The sequence below is a fragment of the Pseudomonas sp. PVC-5-1 genome (genome assembly GCF_057444345.1).
Map to the genome: position 1 here is coordinate 1,381,262 of NZ_CM172024.1, position 17,987 is coordinate 1,399,248.

The 17,987-nt window shown below is 64.1% G+C and carries 15 protein-coding genes and 1 pseudogene; 12 read left to right on the plus strand and 4 right to left on the minus strand.

Annotated features, from left to right (window positions below; translation table 11 throughout):
- Positions 1-90: 90 nt before the first annotated feature.
- Positions 91-459, plus strand: a complete 369-nt coding sequence (locus AC2T3R_RS06375) for a hypothetical protein (RefSeq protein WP_274298021.1) — start codon at positions 91-93, stop codon at positions 457-459.
- A gap of 127 nt (positions 460-586) precedes the next feature.
- On the opposite strand, the gene AC2T3R_RS06380 is transcribed toward AC2T3R_RS06375, so the two are convergent.
- A complete protein-coding gene (locus AC2T3R_RS06380) occupies positions 587-2,152 on the minus strand; it encodes a glycoside hydrolase family 17 protein (RefSeq protein WP_411959317.1) in 1,566 nt (521 codons plus the stop codon).
- Positions 2,153-2,349: 197 nt separating this feature from the next.
- Between AC2T3R_RS06380 and AC2T3R_RS06385 the strand changes: the two genes are divergently transcribed.
- The 9 genes and pseudogenes from AC2T3R_RS06385 to AC2T3R_RS06425 form a co-directional block, all read left to right on the plus strand.
- Positions 2,350-3,210: a glycine betaine ABC transporter substrate-binding protein gene (locus tag AC2T3R_RS06385; protein WP_054573879.1), complete on the plus strand. Its 861-nt coding sequence runs from the start codon at positions 2,350-2,352 to the stop codon at positions 3,208-3,210.
- A 242-nt stretch (positions 3,211-3,452) separates the two neighbouring features.
- On the plus strand, positions 3,453-3,764 hold the full coding sequence (locus AC2T3R_RS06390; RefSeq protein WP_003260090.1) for a DUF485 domain-containing protein: 312 nt from the start codon (positions 3,453-3,455) through the stop codon (positions 3,762-3,764).
- Positions 3,761-5,425 (plus strand): cation acetate symporter, encoded by a 1,665-nt coding sequence (locus tag AC2T3R_RS06395; RefSeq protein WP_013971432.1) that lies wholly within the window; start codon positions 3,761-3,763, stop codon positions 5,423-5,425. Before AC2T3R_RS06390 ends, AC2T3R_RS06395 begins: the two co-directional genes overlap by 4 nt.
- 216 nt (positions 5,426-5,641) lie before the next feature.
- A complete protein-coding gene (locus AC2T3R_RS06400; protein ID WP_096010055.1) occupies positions 5,642-6,118 on the plus strand; it encodes a CS1 type fimbrial major subunit in 477 nt (158 codons plus the stop codon).
- A gap of 185 nt (positions 6,119-6,303) precedes the next feature.
- Positions 6,304-8,709, plus strand: a complete 2,406-nt coding sequence (locus AC2T3R_RS06405) for a TcfC E-set like domain-containing protein (protein ID WP_486744790.1) — start codon at positions 6,304-6,306, stop codon at positions 8,707-8,709.
- Complete coding sequence (locus tag AC2T3R_RS06410; RefSeq protein ID WP_410951996.1) at positions 8,706-9,923, plus strand: hypothetical protein; 1,218 nt, start codon at positions 8,706-8,708, stop codon at positions 9,921-9,923. The genes AC2T3R_RS06405 and AC2T3R_RS06410 overlap by 4 nt, the downstream gene beginning before the upstream one ends.
- A 181-nt stretch (positions 9,924-10,104) precedes the next feature.
- Positions 10,105-10,791 carry a pilus assembly protein gene (locus tag AC2T3R_RS06415; protein WP_096010084.1) on the plus strand — a complete coding sequence of 229 codons (687 nt, stop codon included), beginning with the start codon at positions 10,105-10,107 and terminating at the stop codon, positions 10,789-10,791.
- Between the two features lie 39 nt (positions 10,792-10,830).
- Entirely contained in the window at positions 10,831-11,457 is a 627-nt protein-coding gene (locus tag AC2T3R_RS06420) for a response regulator transcription factor (protein WP_096010053.1), read from the plus strand.
- A gap of 192 nt (positions 11,458-11,649) precedes the next feature.
- Positions 11,650-14,535: pseudogene (locus AC2T3R_RS06425) on the plus strand (ATP-binding protein); the annotation flags it as partial.
- Positions 14,536-14,646: 111 nt separating this feature from the next.
- Here AC2T3R_RS06425 and AC2T3R_RS06430 read toward each other — a convergent pair.
- Entirely contained in the window at positions 14,647-14,799 is a 153-nt protein-coding gene (locus AC2T3R_RS06430) for a DUF3309 family protein (RefSeq protein WP_013971433.1), read from the minus strand.
- 307 nt (positions 14,800-15,106) lie between these two features.
- Here AC2T3R_RS06430 and AC2T3R_RS06435 point away from each other — a divergent pair, with 307 nt between their 5' ends.
- Positions 15,107-15,916 carry an SDR family oxidoreductase gene (locus AC2T3R_RS06435; protein WP_486744791.1) on the plus strand — a complete coding sequence of 270 codons (810 nt, stop codon included), beginning with the start codon at positions 15,107-15,109 and terminating at the stop codon, positions 15,914-15,916.
- A 120-nt stretch (positions 15,917-16,036) separates the two neighbouring features.
- Positions 16,037-16,225 carry a carbon storage regulator CsrA gene (gene csrA / locus AC2T3R_RS06440; protein WP_025338083.1) on the plus strand — a complete coding sequence of 63 codons (189 nt, stop codon included), beginning with the start codon at positions 16,037-16,039 and terminating at the stop codon, positions 16,223-16,225.
- A 114-nt stretch (positions 16,226-16,339) separates the two neighbouring features.
- Here the strand turns inward: csrA and AC2T3R_RS06445 are convergent, their stop codons facing one another.
- A complete protein-coding gene (locus AC2T3R_RS06445) occupies positions 16,340-16,567 on the minus strand; it encodes a YheU family protein (protein ID WP_013971435.1) in 228 nt (75 codons plus the stop codon).
- A 183-nt stretch (positions 16,568-16,750) separates the two neighbouring features.
- Complete coding sequence (locus tag AC2T3R_RS06450; protein ID WP_085617662.1) at positions 16,751-17,935, minus strand: osmoprotectant NAGGN system M42 family peptidase; 1,185 nt, start codon at positions 17,933-17,935, stop codon at positions 16,751-16,753.
- Positions 17,936-17,987: the final 52 nt, after the last annotated feature.

Sequence of the window (17,987 nt, forward strand, 5' to 3'; positions counted from 1 at the left end):
TCTGCAACATAGCTGCAGGGAGGTGATTTTGCCTTACAACTGGGCATAAGCGATCATGGATGCTTTCGATTACCGCTATTGGAGAGCTGGATGTCTCGTTCGCTGCCGGCTGCGCTGCTTGTGCTGTTTCTGGGGCTCTGGCTTGCTGCCAGTTATGGTGTGCGCTATGGGCTGATGGAGGACGGGCAGTGGGTGGGGCTGTGCACGGCGCCGGCGGCGTACTGGCAGTGTGAGGTGCGGTCGTTGCTGGGGTTGGGCATTCATCATCAGGTGATGGCCTGGAGCGGGCTGGCGCTGGCGCTGCTGGCGCAGGTCGTTGCCGGCCGTGGCGGCTGGTGGCTGGCGGTGGTGGCGTTGGTGTTCGCGGTGCCGGCACTGGTGCTGTATACCGCCAGCATTGCCGTGTTCGCGCTGGTGCTGGCGGGGTTGCGGTTGGTCAGGTCGCCGGATCAAGGCTGAAAGGGGCCGCTTTGCGGCCCATCGCAGGCAAGCCAGTTCCCACAGGGACCGCGCCGATTTCATAGGCAGCATAACTCCTGTGGGAGCTGGCTTGCCTGCGATGGAGCGCGAAGCGGTCCCAAGGATATCAGGCCGGGCGCAGCCGCAAGCTCCGCCACAAGGCTGCGGTCATCAGCACACTGACCACTGCCCACCCCCAGGCCTGTTGGTTCTCCAACCCTTCCACAAACAACTGCGGCGCCACCCCGGCACCGACGATGAACGCCAGTAACGCTACCTCCGCACGCCGCGCCCGCACCGGCCACACTGCAAACACCAGCGCCGGCAACGCCAACGCCGCGCTGGGGAAGCTGCGGTAGCGTGGGTCGAACACCATCGCCAGCATGCTCACCGCCGCGGCAAAACCCGCCGCCAGCAACAGCCAGCCGGCCCGCGCCTGCAACCAGGCGTACAGGCGCTCGCGCCAGCCCGCGCGCCGTGCCAGGGCCAGCACGGCATGGGCCAGCACCAGCAGGTTCAGTCCTGCCAGCAGCACCGCCCACAGCCACTCCCCGGCAAAACGCGCATGGGTGCGCATCAGCTCGCCCCAAAGCCCCAGGCAGCCTGCCCCAAACGCTGCCAGCAACGGCAGCAGCATGGCTGCCGCCGGGGTGGCGGGGCGCCCGGCAAGCATCAGCATCACCACCGTCAGCACGGCACTGGCCAGCAACCACTGCGGCCAGTAAGGCAGGTTGCTCACCGGCCCTTCGAGTATGCCCTTGTCCTGCCGGTCGGCATCGTAAAGCCCCCAGTAACCACCAACCGCCCCTTCATTGGCGCGCTTCCATGGCTGGTCGAACGCCTCGATCAGGTTGTAGTGCCAGCCGTTGCTTTCGGCCATGGCCACGAACCCGCGAATGAAGCGCGCCTCGTTGACCCGGCTGGGCTGTGCGGTTTCGCGCTGGCGGCCTTCGCTGGGCCAGCCGGTTTCGCCGATCAGAATGTCCTTCGGCGCGAAACGCGTGCCGAACACCCGGCGCACATCGGCGACGTGGGCCAGGGCTTCGTCGATGCCCCGCGGGTCGTCTTCCCAGTAAGGCAGCAAGTGAATAGTCAGGAAGTCCACCGCAGGCGCTACCTGCGGGTGCTGCAACCAGAATTCCCACACATCGGCGTAGGTTACCGGCACCTTGACCTGGCTTTTCACCCGGGCGATCAGCGTGGCCAGGTGTGCGCCGGTCACCTCCTTGCGCAGCAGCGTCTCGTTGCCGACGATCACCGCACTGACCACGTCGGGGTTGGCATTGGCGGCGGCGATCAGTAGCTCGATTTCTTTCTCGGTGTCGGCCGGGTGGGCGTTGACCCAGGCACCCAGCATCACTTTCAGGCCATGCTTGCGTGCCAGCGCCGGGATTGCCTCAAGACCGGTCTGGGAATAGGTACGGATGCACTGGAAACGCTCGGCCAGCAACGCCAGGTCGGCATCCATGCGGGCCGGGCGCAGGCGCAACGGCTGGTCGTAGGGCGACTGGTCCTTGTCGAACGGGGTATACGAGGCGCATTGCAGCTTGTGCGTCGGGCTGGCCGCGTCCGGCAGTTGCACCGGCTTGCCAAGCCCGTACCAGAGCCCTCCGAGCCCGAGCAGGGCGAGCAGGCAGGCAAGCAGGTACAACGGCAGCAGCAGGCGGGTAGAACTGGGCATCGGGCGGTCCATCGTCAGGCGCAAAAGGGTAGATAGTAGCCCGGCGCCAAACTTTTGGCATGCAAGGATCGCGCAGGGCGGCATAGGCCGATGGCGCTAATGGCATAGTGCTGTCGCATATGGGGCGGATATAGGTCGTAGCTGGAGCAGGTCGACTATTGTTGCAGGACCATGATGCAAATTCCGAGACCTGACGAGGGGATGCTTTGATGGCTGCTAATACAAAAATGCGACGTTTCCTGGGTGTGGGTACTGCCATGGTACTGGCCATGGGCGCGGCACAGGCAATGGCCAAAGAAGTCAGCATTGGTTACGTGGATGGTTGGGCTGACAGCGTGGCGACCACCAACGTGGCTGCCGAAGTGATCAAGCAGAAACTCGGCTACGACGTGAAGTTGCAGGCCGTTGCCACCGGGATCATGTGGCAGGGCGTGGCCACCGGCAAGCTCGATGCCATGTTGTCGGCCTGGTTGCCGGTAACCCATGGCGAGTACTGGGCCAAGAACAAGGACAACGTGGTCGACTACGGCCCGAACTTCAAGGACGCCAAGATTGGCCTGATCGTCCCTGAGTACGTCAAGGCGGTGAGCATCGCCGACCTCAAGACCGATGACACCTTCAAGCAGAAGATCGTCGGCATCGACGCCGGCTCCGGCGTAATGCTCAAGACCGACCAGGCAATCAAGGACTACGACCTGACCGGTTACAAGCTGCAGGCCAGTTCCGGCGCGGCGATGACAGCAGAACTGGGCCGTGCCTATGCCAAGCAGCAGTCGATTGCGGTGACCGGCTGGGTACCGCACTGGATGTTCGCCAAGTGGAAGCTGAAGTTCCTCGAAGACCCGAAAGGCGTGTATGGCGCCGCGGAAACCGTGAACAGCATCGGCAGCAAGGAACTGGCCACCAAGGCACCGGAAGTGGCGGAGTTCCTGAAGAAGTTCAACTGGCAGTCGAAGGACGAGATTGGCGAAGTGATGCTGGCTATCCAGGAAGGCGCCAAGCCTGAAGCGGCGGCCAAGGACTGGGTGGCCAAGCACCCTGATCGCGTGAAGGAGTGGACTGGCAAATAACAACCTGTCAGGGCCAGTTTTGCTGCTTCGCGGGTGAACCCGCTCCTACAGGGATATCACTGCCTTCCGGGCTGGTGATGCCCCTGTGGGAGCGGGCGTGCCCGCGAATGGGCCATCACTTTGTTACGCAACCGGTAAAACACCGTTGCATCTAAGACTAAGGTCGTCTGGTTGGCGTCCGATAGCCGCATAAAGTAAGGGTCGTGGGTTCCACCCCTATCTGTGCTGCTAGGACAAAAACAATGAACGACAGCATTTACCTCTCGATACAAAACAGCCCCCGCTTCAAGGAGCTGGTCACCAAACGCGAACGGTTCGCCTGGATTCTCTCGGCGATCATGCTCGGCCTGTACTGCGCCTTCATCCTCCTGATCGCCTACGGTCCTCAGATCCTGGGCACCAAGCTCAGCCCTGAGTCGTCGATTACCTGGGGCATCCCCCTGGGCGTCGGCCTGATCGTCTCGGCATTCGTCCTGACCGCCATCTACGTACGCCGCGCCAACGGCGAATTCGATGAGCTGAACAAGGCCATCCTGAAGGAGGCGCAACAATGATTCGCCACGCCAAAGCCCTGGCCGTACTGGCCTGCGGAGCCTTCGCACCCGCCGTGTGGGCCGCCGATGCCCTGACCGGCGAGGTGCAGAAGCAACCGCTGAACGTCTCCGCGATCGCCATGTTCGTGGCCTTCGTCGCCTTCACCCTCGGTATCACCTACTGGGCCTCCAAGCGCAACAAGTCGGCGTCGGACTACTACGCCGCCGGTGGCAAGATCACCGGCTTCCAGAACGGCCTGGCGATTGCCGGTGACTACATGTCGGCCGCCTCGTTCCTGGGTATTTCTGCACTTGTGTTCACCTCTGGCTACGATGGCTTGATCTATTCGATCGGCTTCCTGGTCGGCTGGCCGATCATCCTCTTCCTGATCGCCGAACGCCTGCGCAACCTGGGCAAGTACACCTTCGCCGACGTGGCCTCGTACCGCCTCGGGCAGAAGGAAATCCGCACCCTGTCGGCCTCCGGTTCGCTGGTGGTGGTGGCGTTCTACCTGATCGCGCAGATGGTCGGTGCCGGCAAGCTGATCGAGCTGCTGTTCGGCCTGGACTACCACGTGGCGGTGATCCTGGTGGGTATCCTGATGTGCCTGTATGTACTGTTCGGCGGCATGCTGGCCACTACCTGGGTACAGATCATCAAGGCCGTGTTGCTGCTGTCCGGTGCCAGCTTCATGGCGCTGATGGTGATGAAGCACGTGGGCTTCGACTTCAACACCCTGTTCTCCGAGGCAATCAAGGTGCACGCCAAGGGCGAGGCGATCATGAGCCCGGGCGGCCTGGTCAAGGACCCGATCTCGGCATTCTCGCTGGGCCTGGCGTTGATGTTCGGAACCGCCGGCCTGCCGCACATCCTGATGCGCTTCTTCACCGTCAGTGACGCCAAGGAAGCGCGCAAGAGCGTGCTGTACGCCACCGGCTTCATCGGCTACTTCTACATCCTCACCTTCATCATCGGCTTTGGCGCCATCCTGTTGGTCAGCACCAACCCGGACTTCAAGGACGCCGCTGGCGCCCTGCTGGGTGGCAACAACATGGCAGCGGTGCACCTGGCCAACGCCGTGGGTGGCAGCGTGTTCCTCGGCTTCATCTCGGCTGTTGCCTTCGCCACCATCCTGGCGGTGGTCGCCGGCCTGACCCTGGCCGGTGCCTCAGCGGTGTCCCACGACCTGTACGCCAGTGTATGGCGCAAGGGCAAGGCCAACGACAAGGACGAGATCCGCGTGTCGAAGATCACCACCGTCGCCCTGGGCGTACTGGCGATCGGCCTGGGTATCCTGTTCGAGAAGCAGAACATCGCCTTCATGGTCGGCCTGGCGTTCTCCATCGCGGCCAGCTGCAACTTCCCGGTACTGCTGCTCTCGATGTACTGGAAGAAGCTGACCACCCGCGGTGCGATGATCGGCGGCTGGCTGGGCCTGGTGAGCGCGGTGACGCTGATGATCCTCGGCCCGACCATCTGGGTGCAGATCCTCGGCCACGAGAAGCCGATCTACCCGTACGAGTACCCGGCGCTGTTCTCGATGCTGATCGCCTTCGTCGGTATCTGGTTCTTCTCGGTCACCGACAAGTCCAAGGCTGCCGAAGACGAACGTGCGCTGTTCTTCCCGCAGTTCGTGCGTTCGCAGACTGGCCTGGGCGCCAGCGGGGCGGTATCCCACTGATCTGGCACTGACGCTTCAGCAAAACGCCCCGCTTGCCGGGGCGTTTTGCTGTCCGGCACACCAGGCGGGATGTCGTTGGGAAATTTCAACAATTCGCTCGGAGGGTTCCCGTATTTTCCTTGTGGGTAAGTGCGAATAATCCAACCTGTCAACGGCGCTTTGCCTGATTGACTCTCAATCAAAGCTTATGTCTACAGGTTTCCAGGAGATCTATTCGTGAAAGCATTCATGCTGGCACTTCCCTTCGTTGCACTCGTTGCCGGCCAGGCCATGGCCGGTGACCCGATCGAGAAACAGGTGCTCATCACTGCCACCGTGCCCACCGCCAACTTCTACGTCGAACCCGTCGGCGGCAACTGGATGAACGACCCGCAAGAGATGGCCTGGAACTCGTTTCAAGGCAACCTGACCCCCGTTCGCAAGCAGCTGCAGGCCAAGAGCACCATCGGCCCGATCACTGCCCACCTGCTGTCGCCGGCCGTGGTCAGCAGTGGCCTCGACGCCATCGACCTGGACGTGAAGATCGGCACCACCATTCTCACCACCAGCGCTGCAGAAATCCTCACCGAGACCGAGGCTGCGCCGGGTGCCATCGTCGACTTCGAAGTTGCCGCGCAGGTTCCGGCCGGTGGCTACAAGCCAGGCAACTACCAGGGCCTGGTCAGCATGATGTTCGAAACCGCCGCGCCCTGATTCGTCCTACGTTTCTTATCCCCTCATCCGTTGTTGCTCATCTTCACCCCTTGGGTCGCGCCGGGGGTGAAGGCGGCGTCTTGCTTGCAGACAGGGTCATGGCCTTTTCCTCAACTACAAAGACTTTGCTGTTGACCGCATGCTTTGCCGTGCTCCCGGTCGCTGCCCTGGCTTCTGAGAATGCTATGGGCGTGGTCAGCCAGGCCCAGGGGCTGCCACGGGAGTTTGAAGAGCACTTTTTCGACGTGCCGCTGGCGGTGCGGGTGGATCTGGATGGCCGCTACCTGGGCGATGCCATGGTGGTGCTCAGCCGCGACGAGCGCGTGCAACTGCTGGAGTTCACCGACCATTTCGACAGCCGCGAGCCAGAAACCCTGCGCCGCCGCTGGCAGGAGCGCCTGGCATCGGGCCGCCCCCTGGGCGACTGCAAGCGCGACTGCCCGGATGGCTTGCGCGCTATCCACTACAGCCTGGTCAACTCGCAGCTTTCCTTGCTTACCCATGCCGCCGAGCTGGCCGGCGACGCACCGCGCTACCATGCCTTGCCCGACCAGGGCGGCGGGCTGCTGCTGCGCAACCAGCTCAACCTGGTCAGCGATGGCCGCGATACCAGTGGCCTGTTTTCTCTGGCAGGCCAGGGCAGCCTGGGCAACTGGACTACCCTGGGCGATGCCCAGTTCGACCGTGGCAGTGCGAGCAACCAGCAGACCCGCCACCGGGTCAGCCAGCTGTACGCCGAGCGCCTGCACGATGAACATTTCTTTCGCCTGGGCTACTTCACCCCGGGCGTGCAGGGCCTGACCCGACAGCCGCGGCTGCTCGGGCAGAGCCCCGATACCACGCTTGGCCTGATGTTCGGCAGCAGCGACAGCCTGCTGATCGACAATGGCCAGCCCAGTTCGACGCCAATCTACGTCACCCCCAACCGCCCCGGCGTGGTGGAGATCTACCGCAATGGCTCGCTGATCAACAGCCAGCCGGTGCAGCCTGGCTTGCAGACCCTGGATACCCGGGTGTTGCCAGGCGGCATCTATCAGGTCGAAGTGCGCCTGCTGGAAGATGGCCAGGAAACCGCCCGCACCGAAGAGTTCGTCTACAAGCCCAACAGCTGGCGCAACCCCGACAGCCGCTGGCGCTACAACCTGTACCTCGGCCAGCAGGCCAGCCTGCTCAGCAACTGGGACGAAGACCATGCCGACAGCCTCAGCGCCGGTGTCATTGCCAACTACCTGCTGCACCCGCGGGCAATCCTCGGTCTGTCCGTGCAGCAGGTGGACGAAGCCATGCAGTACGGCACCTCGCTGGACTGGGACGTGCTCGACCGCCTCAAGTTCTACGGCAACCTCTACCGCACCGAAGACCAGGGCAATGGCTACGACCTGCAGGTGATCCACAACCATGATCTGGGCTCGCTGGTGTTCAGCCACAGCCGTTCCTGGCTGGAAACCGTCAGGCGCCCGACCCACAGCCAATTCGTGCGCTACGAGGAACAGAGCCAGACCTCCATGTTGTTGACCCACCGCCTGAACAACCGCAGTACTGCCACCATTCGGCTGGCCCACAGCTCGGGCGCAGCCGACGGCGTCGGCATCGACCTGGGCTGGTCGTACTACGGCAAGTTGCTGGGTTCCGACGCCAACTGGCGCCTGAGCCTGTTCGACCGCCCCGGCACCCGCAGCAGCGGCGACACGCGCAGCCGTGGCGTCAACCTGACCGTGAGCATGAGCCTGGGTGGCCCCGGCGAGCGCATTGCCGCCAGCATCGGCAGCCGCACCTCCCATGATGGCGGGCGTGACCAGAATGCCTCATTGTCCTACCAGCGCGACGTCGACCTGGGTGTTGTGCGCAGCCTTGGCGGTACCGTGACGGCGGACCGTTATGGCGCCGGTTTCGGTGGCGATGCCCAGTTCCAGAACGAGGTGCTGTATGGCGATGCCTATGCGCAGAGTTCGTCCTACAACGGTGAGATCAGCGCCGGCCTCAACCTGCAGAGCATCGTTGCCGTGGGCGAGGGCAAGCTGGCCATGACCGGCCAGTACCTGCCCCACGATGCCGGGCTGATCGTCGATGTCGAGAGCGACATCGACGGCCTGGCCCTGCGTGCCGACGACCAGTACGGGCTGAGTGCCACGCTGCACCCCGGTCGCAACCTGATCCCGGTTGGGGCCTACAAATCCGGCTACGTGCAGTTCGATCTCGACGGCGATACCGAAGCGGCGGCGGTGATCCAGCCGACCAGCTTCGACTACCACCTCAACCGCGGAGGCGTGGGTTATCGCAAGTTGCGGGTGATGCGCACGGTGACTGTGCTGGGGCGCCTGCTTGACCGCCATGGCCAGCCGATGCAGGGCGCGCAGGTGCTCAATCACGCCAGTCGTGGCGTCAGTGAAGCTGGAGGGCATTTTGCCGTGGAAATGAGTGAGTCAACGCCGACGCTGGAGGTGCGCAAGGGAGGGCAGGCGCTGTGCCTGCTTGAACTGGCGCTGACGCAACTCGAACGCGAGGGCGATGTATTGCTGGCAGGCGACCTGGCTTGTGAGCCGGGCAATATCGCTCGGATCGGGTCGGTACAAATGGAGGACAAGGGTTGAGCGAGTGCCTGAACAACAGAGGGGCGTCCCGACTGTCCTGGGGGTTATGGCTGTTGCTTGGCCTGGCCGCTGCCGGGCGAGAGGCTGTCGCCCTGGAAGCGCTCGTCAGCGCCGAGTACCTTGGGGATGCTTCGGGACGCTTCGAGAACACCACCCCGCTGGCGGCCTACTGCCAGCGCTGGTCTGCAGACTGCCGGGAAATGCGTGCCATGCAGCTTCCCATCACCTACGACCGCACGACAATCAAGAACAGCGGCGATGTACGTGACCATTTCTACGTTCAGTTGCCTTCAGCCCGGACGGTGGACGTGTTCAACAGTACTACCGGAGAGTCCCATCGCCTGAACTTCGAGTTTCTTGGCGTCAGTCAACAGGTTCAGGGCACGCCCGAATTACGCGTCAATCCTGTGTGGACCTACAACGTCAGGGGAGGCTGTTCGTATCGGCAGACATTCGGCTATGCCAGCCGCCCTTATGCCACGCATTATCTGTGGCTGGTACGCGACCCGAAGTCACCTGCCGGTTGCTACTCCATTCATGATGCGATGTCGACTGGGTATACGGTCAAGACTTCGGTCAGCAACATGGGCATCGCGTATCGGCTGACCATGCCCGAACCCAGTCGAATGAAGCCCGGCTTTTATACCGGTAGCCTGACCTACAGCATCGGGCCAGGTGGCGATTTCGACTTCGGCAATGGTGTCAGCGCTATCAATGGCAATAGCCTCACATTGAACTTTGAACTCGATGTGCAGCATGCCTTCGTCTTCGAGTTTCCCCCTGGGTCAGACCGGGCCGTGCTGGAGCCGCCAGGTGGGTGGAGTGCCTGGCTGGGAGGCCGGGGCGCGCCCCAGCGGTTACAGCGGGATGTTCCGTTTCGGCTCTGGTCCACAGGCCCGTTCAAGGTCTACAAGCTTTGCCAGCAATACCAGGGCAGTGGATGCGCCATCCGCAGTAGCGACAACCATAGCGTGCCAGTCGCCATTGCCTTGAGCCTGCCGGGGGGCATTCAGCACCAGGGCAAGCCGGTACAGAGGCTGGAACTGCCCACCGGCCGTGCCGCGGCATTGGCGTTCGAATCGGTGACACCGGTACTCAACCGCCCCGGGCAGTTGCATTTCACGGTGGGCCCAGAAGATGTCAAGGCCATGCTGGGCCACCCCGGCAGCCGCTATGAGGGCCTGGTGACGGTGGTGTTTGACGCAGAACTATGACCGGAAGCTTGTCTTTAGGAAGTTTCCTCAAGCGATAGGGAAATTTCCTGCATTTTGCGTGCGAGCAAAAGACCACAATCGATCCATTGATGCTGATTGGCTATCAAGGGCTTTCTGCTATGAGGACTCTGTCGTGAAACCACTTCGCTATTTCTGCCTGGCTTTGGCGCTGTTGCCGTGCATGGCCCATGCAGCGCCGGAGCTGAACGTCGGCGGGCTCTACGATTACCTGGAGGAGGGCAAGAGCACCTTGCTCAAGCGCGTACGCAATGGCGGTGATTCCACTGCCTTCGTCAAGGTCAGCGTGGTCGAGCTGGTGTATGACGGCAGCGCCGCCCCTCGCGAAGTGCCCCTCGACGGCCTGGCCCTGGAGCAGCGGGGCCTGGTGGTCAGCCCGGCACGGCTGATCGTGCCGGCGCGTGGTATGCAGGCAGTACGCCTGTTGTACCGCGGCGAGCGTGACAAGGAGCGCTACTACCGCCTGCGTTTCATCCCGGTGTTGCCGGAGCTGGGCGACGGCTTTGCCGTCAGCGAAGCCGAAGCCGAGCAGTACCGCGACAGCCTCAAGGCCGGCGTCAACCTGCTGGCCGGCTACGGCACGCTGCTGTTCGTGCGCCCCGACCAGACCCGCTATGAAACGCCGATCCGTCGTCAGGCTGGCGCGTTGACCGTGACCAACCAGGGTAACGCCACCGTGGTGCTCGACCACTTCCGCCAATGCCAGGCCCAGGATCAGGTTTGCGAGCCGGCCACCAAGCACCATCTGCTACCCGGGCGCACCCGCAAGTTCGAAGGCCAGGCCGCCAAGGTGCACCAGTTCGAGCTGCAGGAAGGGAGCGAGCGCAAGGCCATGGTGCTGGAAGGATGAGCCCCGCTGCAGCAGCGTATCAGCCAGGCGAGGTGGGCGATGCATAGAGCACTGGTCGTCGACGACCACCCCTTCATCCGCTCCACGGTGTGCATGCTGTTGCGCCAGGAGCGCCTGCAGGTCATCGGCCAGACCGACAACGGCATCGATGCGGTGCGCATGGCGCGCGAGCTGGCCCCCGATATCATCATCCTCGACATCAGCCTGCCCGGGCTCGACGGCATGGAGGTGATCGCCCGGGTCAAGCGCCTCGAGCGCCCGGTCAAGACCCTGGTGCTGACCTCGCACCTGGCAGAGGCCTATTCCCTGCGCTGCATGCAGGCCGGGGCTGCCGGTTTCGTCTCCAAGACCAACGACCTGGGCGAGCTGAACAAGGCGGTACGTGCGGTGCTGTCCGGGTTTACCTATTTCCCCGACGTGGTCATGAGTTCGGTGCACAGCCACGAACTGCATGCCACCGACGCCCAGCGCATCGCCAGCCTCAGCGACCGCGAGCTGATGATCCTGCAGCACCTGGCCCGTGGCCTGAGCAACAAGGCAGTCGGCGAGGCCATGCTGCTGAGCAACAAGACCGTCAGCACCTACAAGGGGCGCCTGCTGGAAAAATTGCGCCTGAACTCGCTTATCGACATGGCGGATTTCGCTCGTCGCAACCAGCTGATCTGAACCGTGCGTGCAATCTGGCTGCTGTTGTTGTGCTGTGTATTTCCCCTGCCGGGCCTGGCTGTGCCCGTATTCCATGGCCGCGCTACCTTCGAGGGGCCACGTGCGGAGCCGGCCGGCAGTGACCTGCGCTGGCTGTGGCAGCAACGGGTGTTGCGCCTTGGGGTGCTGGGCAGCGACCAGCCGCCGCTGGATGTGCTCGGCAACGGGCGTGCCTACGAGGGGATCACGGCCGACTACGCGGGGCTGGTGGCCGAACATCTGCACCTGGACATGCAGGTACAGGTGTTCGACTCGTTCGAGGCGGCGGTCGCAGCGTTGCACGAGGGCAGGGTCGACATGCTCGGTTCGGTCACCACTCAGCAGGCGCAGCAGGCCGGCTTGCACCTGTCGTCACCCTACGCCGAGGACCACCCCTTGCTGTTGGCCCAGGAGCGCAAGGTCGACATCGAGGGCACCGAGCGGCTGCGGCTGGTAATGGTGGATGGCTACCGAACAGCGGAGCAGGTCAGCCAGTACTACCCGAAGGCCAACCTTCAGGTACACCCCACCGCGTTCAGTGCCCTTGCCGCGCTGGCCCTCGGCCAGGCCGACCTGTACCTGGGAAATGCACTGGTCGCACGTTACGTACAGGGGCGCAGCCCATTCAGCGGTGTGGAGGAAATCGGCCATGCGGACCTGCCGCGCCAGGGCATCGGCTTTGCCATGCTCGACAACGGTACGCCCCTGCCGCGGCTGGTGGACACTGTGCTGGCGGGTATCAGCGCGAACCAGCGTGCACGCATACAGGCGCGCTGGAGCCCGCTGGCGAGCGGCGCGCGTTCGCGCCAGGCGGTGCACTTGAGCGAGGCTCAGCAGCGCTGGCTGGCTGCCAACCCGAAGGTGCGGGTGTTGGTGGACGAGCAAGTGCTGCCGCTGAGCTATCGCGACAGCAAGGGCCAGTTGCGCGGCCTCACCCTCGATGTGCTGCAACTGATCACCCGGCGTACCGGCCTTGAGTTCGACGTGCAGTCAGGGGCGGGCGTGGAGCAAATGATCGGCCAGGTAACCCAGGGCAAGGCGCAGCTGATTGCCGGGCTGCCCTACAGCGACAGCCTGACGCAGCGACTGGATTTCAGCCGTGCCTACCTCAGTGCTTCGCGGGTATTGGTCAGCCGCACGGGCGCCCAGGCGCCGGCCAGCCTCGAGCAACTGGCCGGGCGGCAGGTGGCGCTGGTCTGGGGCAGTGCAATGGTCGAACTGCTGCGGGAACTATATCCGCAGGTGCGCCAGCACTTGCTGCACGGCCCGCTGGAGGCCCTGCACGCGGTTGCCGATGGCCGGGTGGACGCGGCCTTGCTGACCCTTGACGACGCCCGGCCACTGGTCGCCCGCTGGTACCCCGGGCAGTTGCAGGTCAGTGCCAGCCTGGCCCTGCCGCCAGCGCACTTCGCCCTGGCCGGGGCCCGGGGTGCCAGCGAGCTGCTGGGCATCATCGACAGCGCGTTGCTCAGCCTTGCGCCGCACGAGACCAATGCGCTGGTGCGCCGCTGGCGCAACCCGATGATCGTCCCCGACGGCGCATGGCCGCGCTTGCGCGGCAAAATCCTGATCGGCTTTGGCATTGCCCTGTGCCTGCTGCTGATGGCCTTGCTGTGGATTCGCTACCTGGGCCGGCTGCAGGTACGGTTGCGGCGGGCCAAGCGTGCGGCAGATGCGGCCAACCAGGCCAAGACCGAATTTCTCGCCACCATCAGCCACGAGATCCGCACGCCGTTGCATGCGGTGCTGGGCATGCTCGAGCTGGCCCAGCGCAAGGCCGCGCAAGGTGTGCTCGATCGCCTGGCCATCGAGGTGGCTACCGAGGCGGCGCGCGGGTTGAAAGAGCTGATTGGCGACATACTCGACATCACCCGCATCGAAACGGGCCATCTGCAGCTTTCGCCACAACGGGTACGCGTGAGCGAGCTGGTCGGGCGGGTGGTGCAACTGTTCGAGCAACTGGCCCGTGGCAAAGGCCTGGAGTTGCAGATGCAGCTGAGTGGGGCAGTGGGAGCCGAGGTCATGCTCGACCCCCTGCGTTTCAAGCAGGTGCTGGCCAATCTGCTGAGCAACGCGATCAAGTTCACCCAGCGCGGGCGCATCGTGGTCAGCCTGCAGGCGGCTCCGGTAGACGGGCAGCTCGATATCGTGCTGCGGGTCAAGGACAGTGGCGTGGGCATCGCCGCCAGCGAGCTGGCGGCACTCGGCGAGCCGTTCAGGCAGGCCAGCAACCAGCGCCAGTCGCCACGTGCCAGCACGGGCCTGGGTTTGAACATCAGTCGCAGCTTGTGCCAGTTGATGGGCGGCAAGTTACAGCTGCGCAGCACGCTAGGGGAGGGCACCGAGGTGCAGGTGGAGCTCAAGTTACCGTTGTTGCCGAGCGCGGGAGCGCCACCTGGCACATCGTCCTTGCCGGATGTCGAACCAGGCGCGCGGCTGCGGGTATTGGTGGTGGACGACTATCCGGCCAACCGGCTGCTGTTGGCGCAGCAGCTGGATTATCTCGGCCACCAGGCCCGGGTGGCGGAAGATGGCGCACAGGCCTTGCGCCTGTGGTTGAAGGAGCATTTCGATGTGGTCATCAGTGACTGCAACATGCCGAGGCTGGATGGCGACGGACTGGCCCGAGCCATCCGCGAGCACGAGCGCCGCAGCGGGCGCCCGCGTTGCCGGTTGATCGGCCTGACCGCCAGCGCCCAGGAGGTCGATCGCAGGCGCAGCTGCGAGGCGGGGATGGATGATTGCCTGTTCAAGCCCCTGGACCTCGACAGCCTGACCCAGGCCCTGATCAGCGCACGGCCAGTGCCGGAACCCGATGACGGCAGCAGCCTGCTCGACCTGCAGCACCTGAGGCACCTGGTGGGCAACGACGAAGCTGCGCTGAAGGCGCTGCTGGGCGATCTGCGCGCCAGCAATCGTGAGGACCTGCAGCGCCTGGAAAGCCTCGGCGATGCGCCAGAGGCCATCGCCGGCCTGGCCCATCGGGTAAAGGGCGGCGCACGCATTGTCCGCGCCGGTGCCCTGGTTGCCCTGTGCGAGCAGGTCGAACGGTGTTGCCACGCCCAGCCGGTGGAGCGCGCTGCGCTCGGCCTGGCGGTACGTGCCATGGGCGACGCCATGCGGCGCCTCGAACGGCAGCTGGCGCGCCAGGCCGGGCAGGGCGTGGCGGGGTCATATCATGCCGAGCAACAACAACACCAACAGGACCACCAGCACCACGCCGATGATGCCGGACGGGCCATAGCCCCAGCTGCGCGAGTGCGGGAAGACCGGTAAGCCACCAATCAGCAGAAGGATCAGGATGATGATGAGGATCGTGGTCATGACGGAGTCCTTGCGTGGTTGAGGGTCAAGGGCCTCGGACTGCTGGCCTCTTGTAAGTAAGGACTGGTGGTAAGTGTCAAAGATTCCATTTGTGTGCTGCCTGTACCGGCCCCTTCGCGGGCTTGCCCGCTCCCACAGGATCATCACAGGCCTGAGGGCAGCTGTGGGAGCGGGCAAGCCCGCGAAGGGGCCAGTGCAGGCTATCCACACAGTCATGCCCCTCCATTCACTACCCTGATAAACCCTGCTGCTACCCGGCCCCTTGTTTAGACTCCTTTCACCAGTCAGCAGAACAAGGCCAGCCACCATGCAAAACCGCATCATGATCACCGGCGCCGGGTCCGGCCTCGGTCGCGAGATCGCCCTGCGCTGGGCGCGCGAGGGCTGGCGCCTGGCGCTGGCCGATGTCAACGAAGCCGGCCTGCGCGAAACCCTGGAGCTGGCCCGCGCAGCCGGTGGCGATGGCTTTGCCCAGCGTTGCGACGTGCGCGACTACAGCCAGCTCACCGCCCTGGCCCAGGCCTGCACCGAGCAGTTCGGTGGTATCGATGTGGTCGTCAATAACGCCGGCGTTGCTTCGGGCGGGTTCTTCGCTGAACTGTCGCTGGAGGACTGGGACTGGCAGATCGCGGTCAACCTGATGGGCGTGGTCAAGGGCTGCAAGGCCTTTCTGCCGCTGCTGGAGCGCAGCAAGGGGCGGATCATCAACATCGCCTCGATGGCTGCGCTGATGCAGGGGCCGGGCATGAGCAACTACAACGTGGCCAAGGCCGGCGTACTGGCCCTGTCGGAAAGCCTGCTGGTCGAGCTACGCGAACTGGAAGTGGCGGTGCACGTGGTGTGCCCGTCTTTCTTCCAGACCAACCTGCTGGACTCGTTCCGCGGGCCGAACCCGGCGATGAAAGCCCAGGTTGGCAAGCTGCTTGAAGGCTCGCCGATCAATGCGGCGGACATCGCCGAGTACATCCACCGGCAGGTTGCCGCTGGCGAGTTCCTGATCCTGCCCCATGAGGCCGGGCGCCAGGCCTGGCAACTGAAGCGCCAGGCCCCTGAGCGGCTGTACGACGAGATGGCCGAAATGGCGGTGAAAATGCGGGCCAAGGCTCAGTCGCGATGATTCGTCTGTAAGGAAAATTACCTGGAAATGTAGGGCGCTTCTGAAACACGGCAGAACTATTGAGTAGCCCTATGCCGTCAAGGCAGGCTCCGGTTTTCCCTTTCGCTGGAGGATCGGAGCATGCTGGTAATAGGGCGCGAAGTGGGAGAGATCATCGTGATTGGTGATGACATTCGGATCATGGTCGTGGAGACGCGGGACGGGGTGGTGCGCTTTGGCGTGGATGCACCGCGGCAAGTGCCGGTGCATCGGGCCGAGGTGTACAAGCGCATCAAGGAAGGGCAGCAGGCCAAGGCCCGCAGGGTTTGATGTTGCCTGTGCCGGCCTCTTCGCGGGCACGCCCGCTCCCACAGGTACTGCACCGCCCTCAAGACTTGTGAAATTCCTGTGGGAGCGGGCGAGCCCGCGAAGAGGTCAGACCTGTTAGTCGAGCAGCTCGCGGGGCACATCATGCTTGGCCAGCAACTGGCACTGCTGGCTTTCCGGGTCGAACAGGATGAACGCCTGGCCCTTGGCCAATGCCTGGCGCACCCGCAGCACGCGGGTTTCCAGCGGGGTGTCGTCGCCGTTGTCGGTACCGTCACGGGTGACGAAGTCCTCGATCAGGCGGGTCAGGGTTTCGGCTTGCAGTTGGTCGTAGGGGATCAGCATGGTGGGCGTTGCCTAGGTGTTGGTGGGGGCATGCTACGCGAAACATTCGGGATTTTGGGGCCGCGTTGCGGCCCAATCGCCGGCAAGCCAGCTCCCACAGGGACAGCACAAAGCCTGGGCCTGTGGTGATCCTGTGGGAGCTGGCTTGCCGGCGATTGGGCTGCAAAGCAGCCCCCAGGGCCCTCAGCCCTTGTTGCCAACCAGGCTATCCACCGCCGGCACCCGCGTATCGCTTTCCATCTGTGCATCATGTTCCAGCTGGTGGCTGAAGCGCTCCAACGATGCATTGGCCGGCTGCGAATCACTGGCAAACACCGGCGGGCTCAGCAGGTACGCCGACAACAAGCGGCTCAACGCCGCCAGGCTGTCGATGTGTGTTCGCTCGTAGCCATGGGTGGCATCGCAACCAAAGGCTACCAGCGCGGTACGAATATCGTGCCCCGCCGTCACTGCCGAATGGGCATCGCTGAAGTAGTAGCGGAACAGATCGCGCCGCACCGGCAGGTCGTGGTCGCCGGCCAGTTTCAGCAGGTGCCGGGACAGGTGGTAGTCGTAAGGCCCCGACGAGTCCTGCATGGCCACGCTCACTGCATGTTCGCTGGAGGCCTGCCCGGGCGCCACCGGGGCGATGTCGATGCCGACGAACTCGCTGACGTCCCAGGGCAGGGCGCCAGCCGCTCCCGAGCCGGTCTCTTCGGTGATGGTGAACAGCGGGTGGCAGTCGATCAACGGTTGGCGGCCGCTTTCCACCACGGCTTTCAGCGCCGCCAGCAGCGCTGCCACGCCGGCCTTGTCGTCCAGGTGGCGGGCGCTGATGTGGCCGCTTTCGGTGAATTCGGGCAGCGGGTCGAAGGCAACGAAATCACCGATGCTTACACCCAGCGCCTCGCAGTCGGCGCGGGTGGCGCAGTAGGCGTCCAGGCGTACCTCAACGTGCTCCCAGCTGACCGGCATCTGGTCGATGGCGGTGTTGAAGGCATGCCCGCTGGCCATCAGCGGCAGCACGCTGCCCCGGTATACGCCGGTATCGGTGAACACGCTGACCCGGCTGCCTTCGGCGAAGCGGCTGGACCAGCAACCGACCGGCGCCAGGGCCAGGCGGCCGTTGTCCTGCAACTGGCGCACGCTGGCGCCGATGGTGTCCAGGTGAGCGGACACGGCGCGGTCGGGCGAGGTCTGGCGGCCCTTGAGGGTGGCGCGGATGGTGCCGCGGCGGGTCAGCTCGAATGGGATGCCCAGCTCGTCCAGGCGCTCGGCCACATAGCGCACGATGGTGTCGGTGAAACCGGTGGGGCTGGGGATGGCGAGCATTTCCAGCAGCACGCGCTTGAGGTAGTCGAGATCGGGTTCGGGATGTCGGTCGGACATGGTTGGGGACTCCTTTACTCCTGTGCCGGCCTCTTCGCGGGCACGCCCGCTC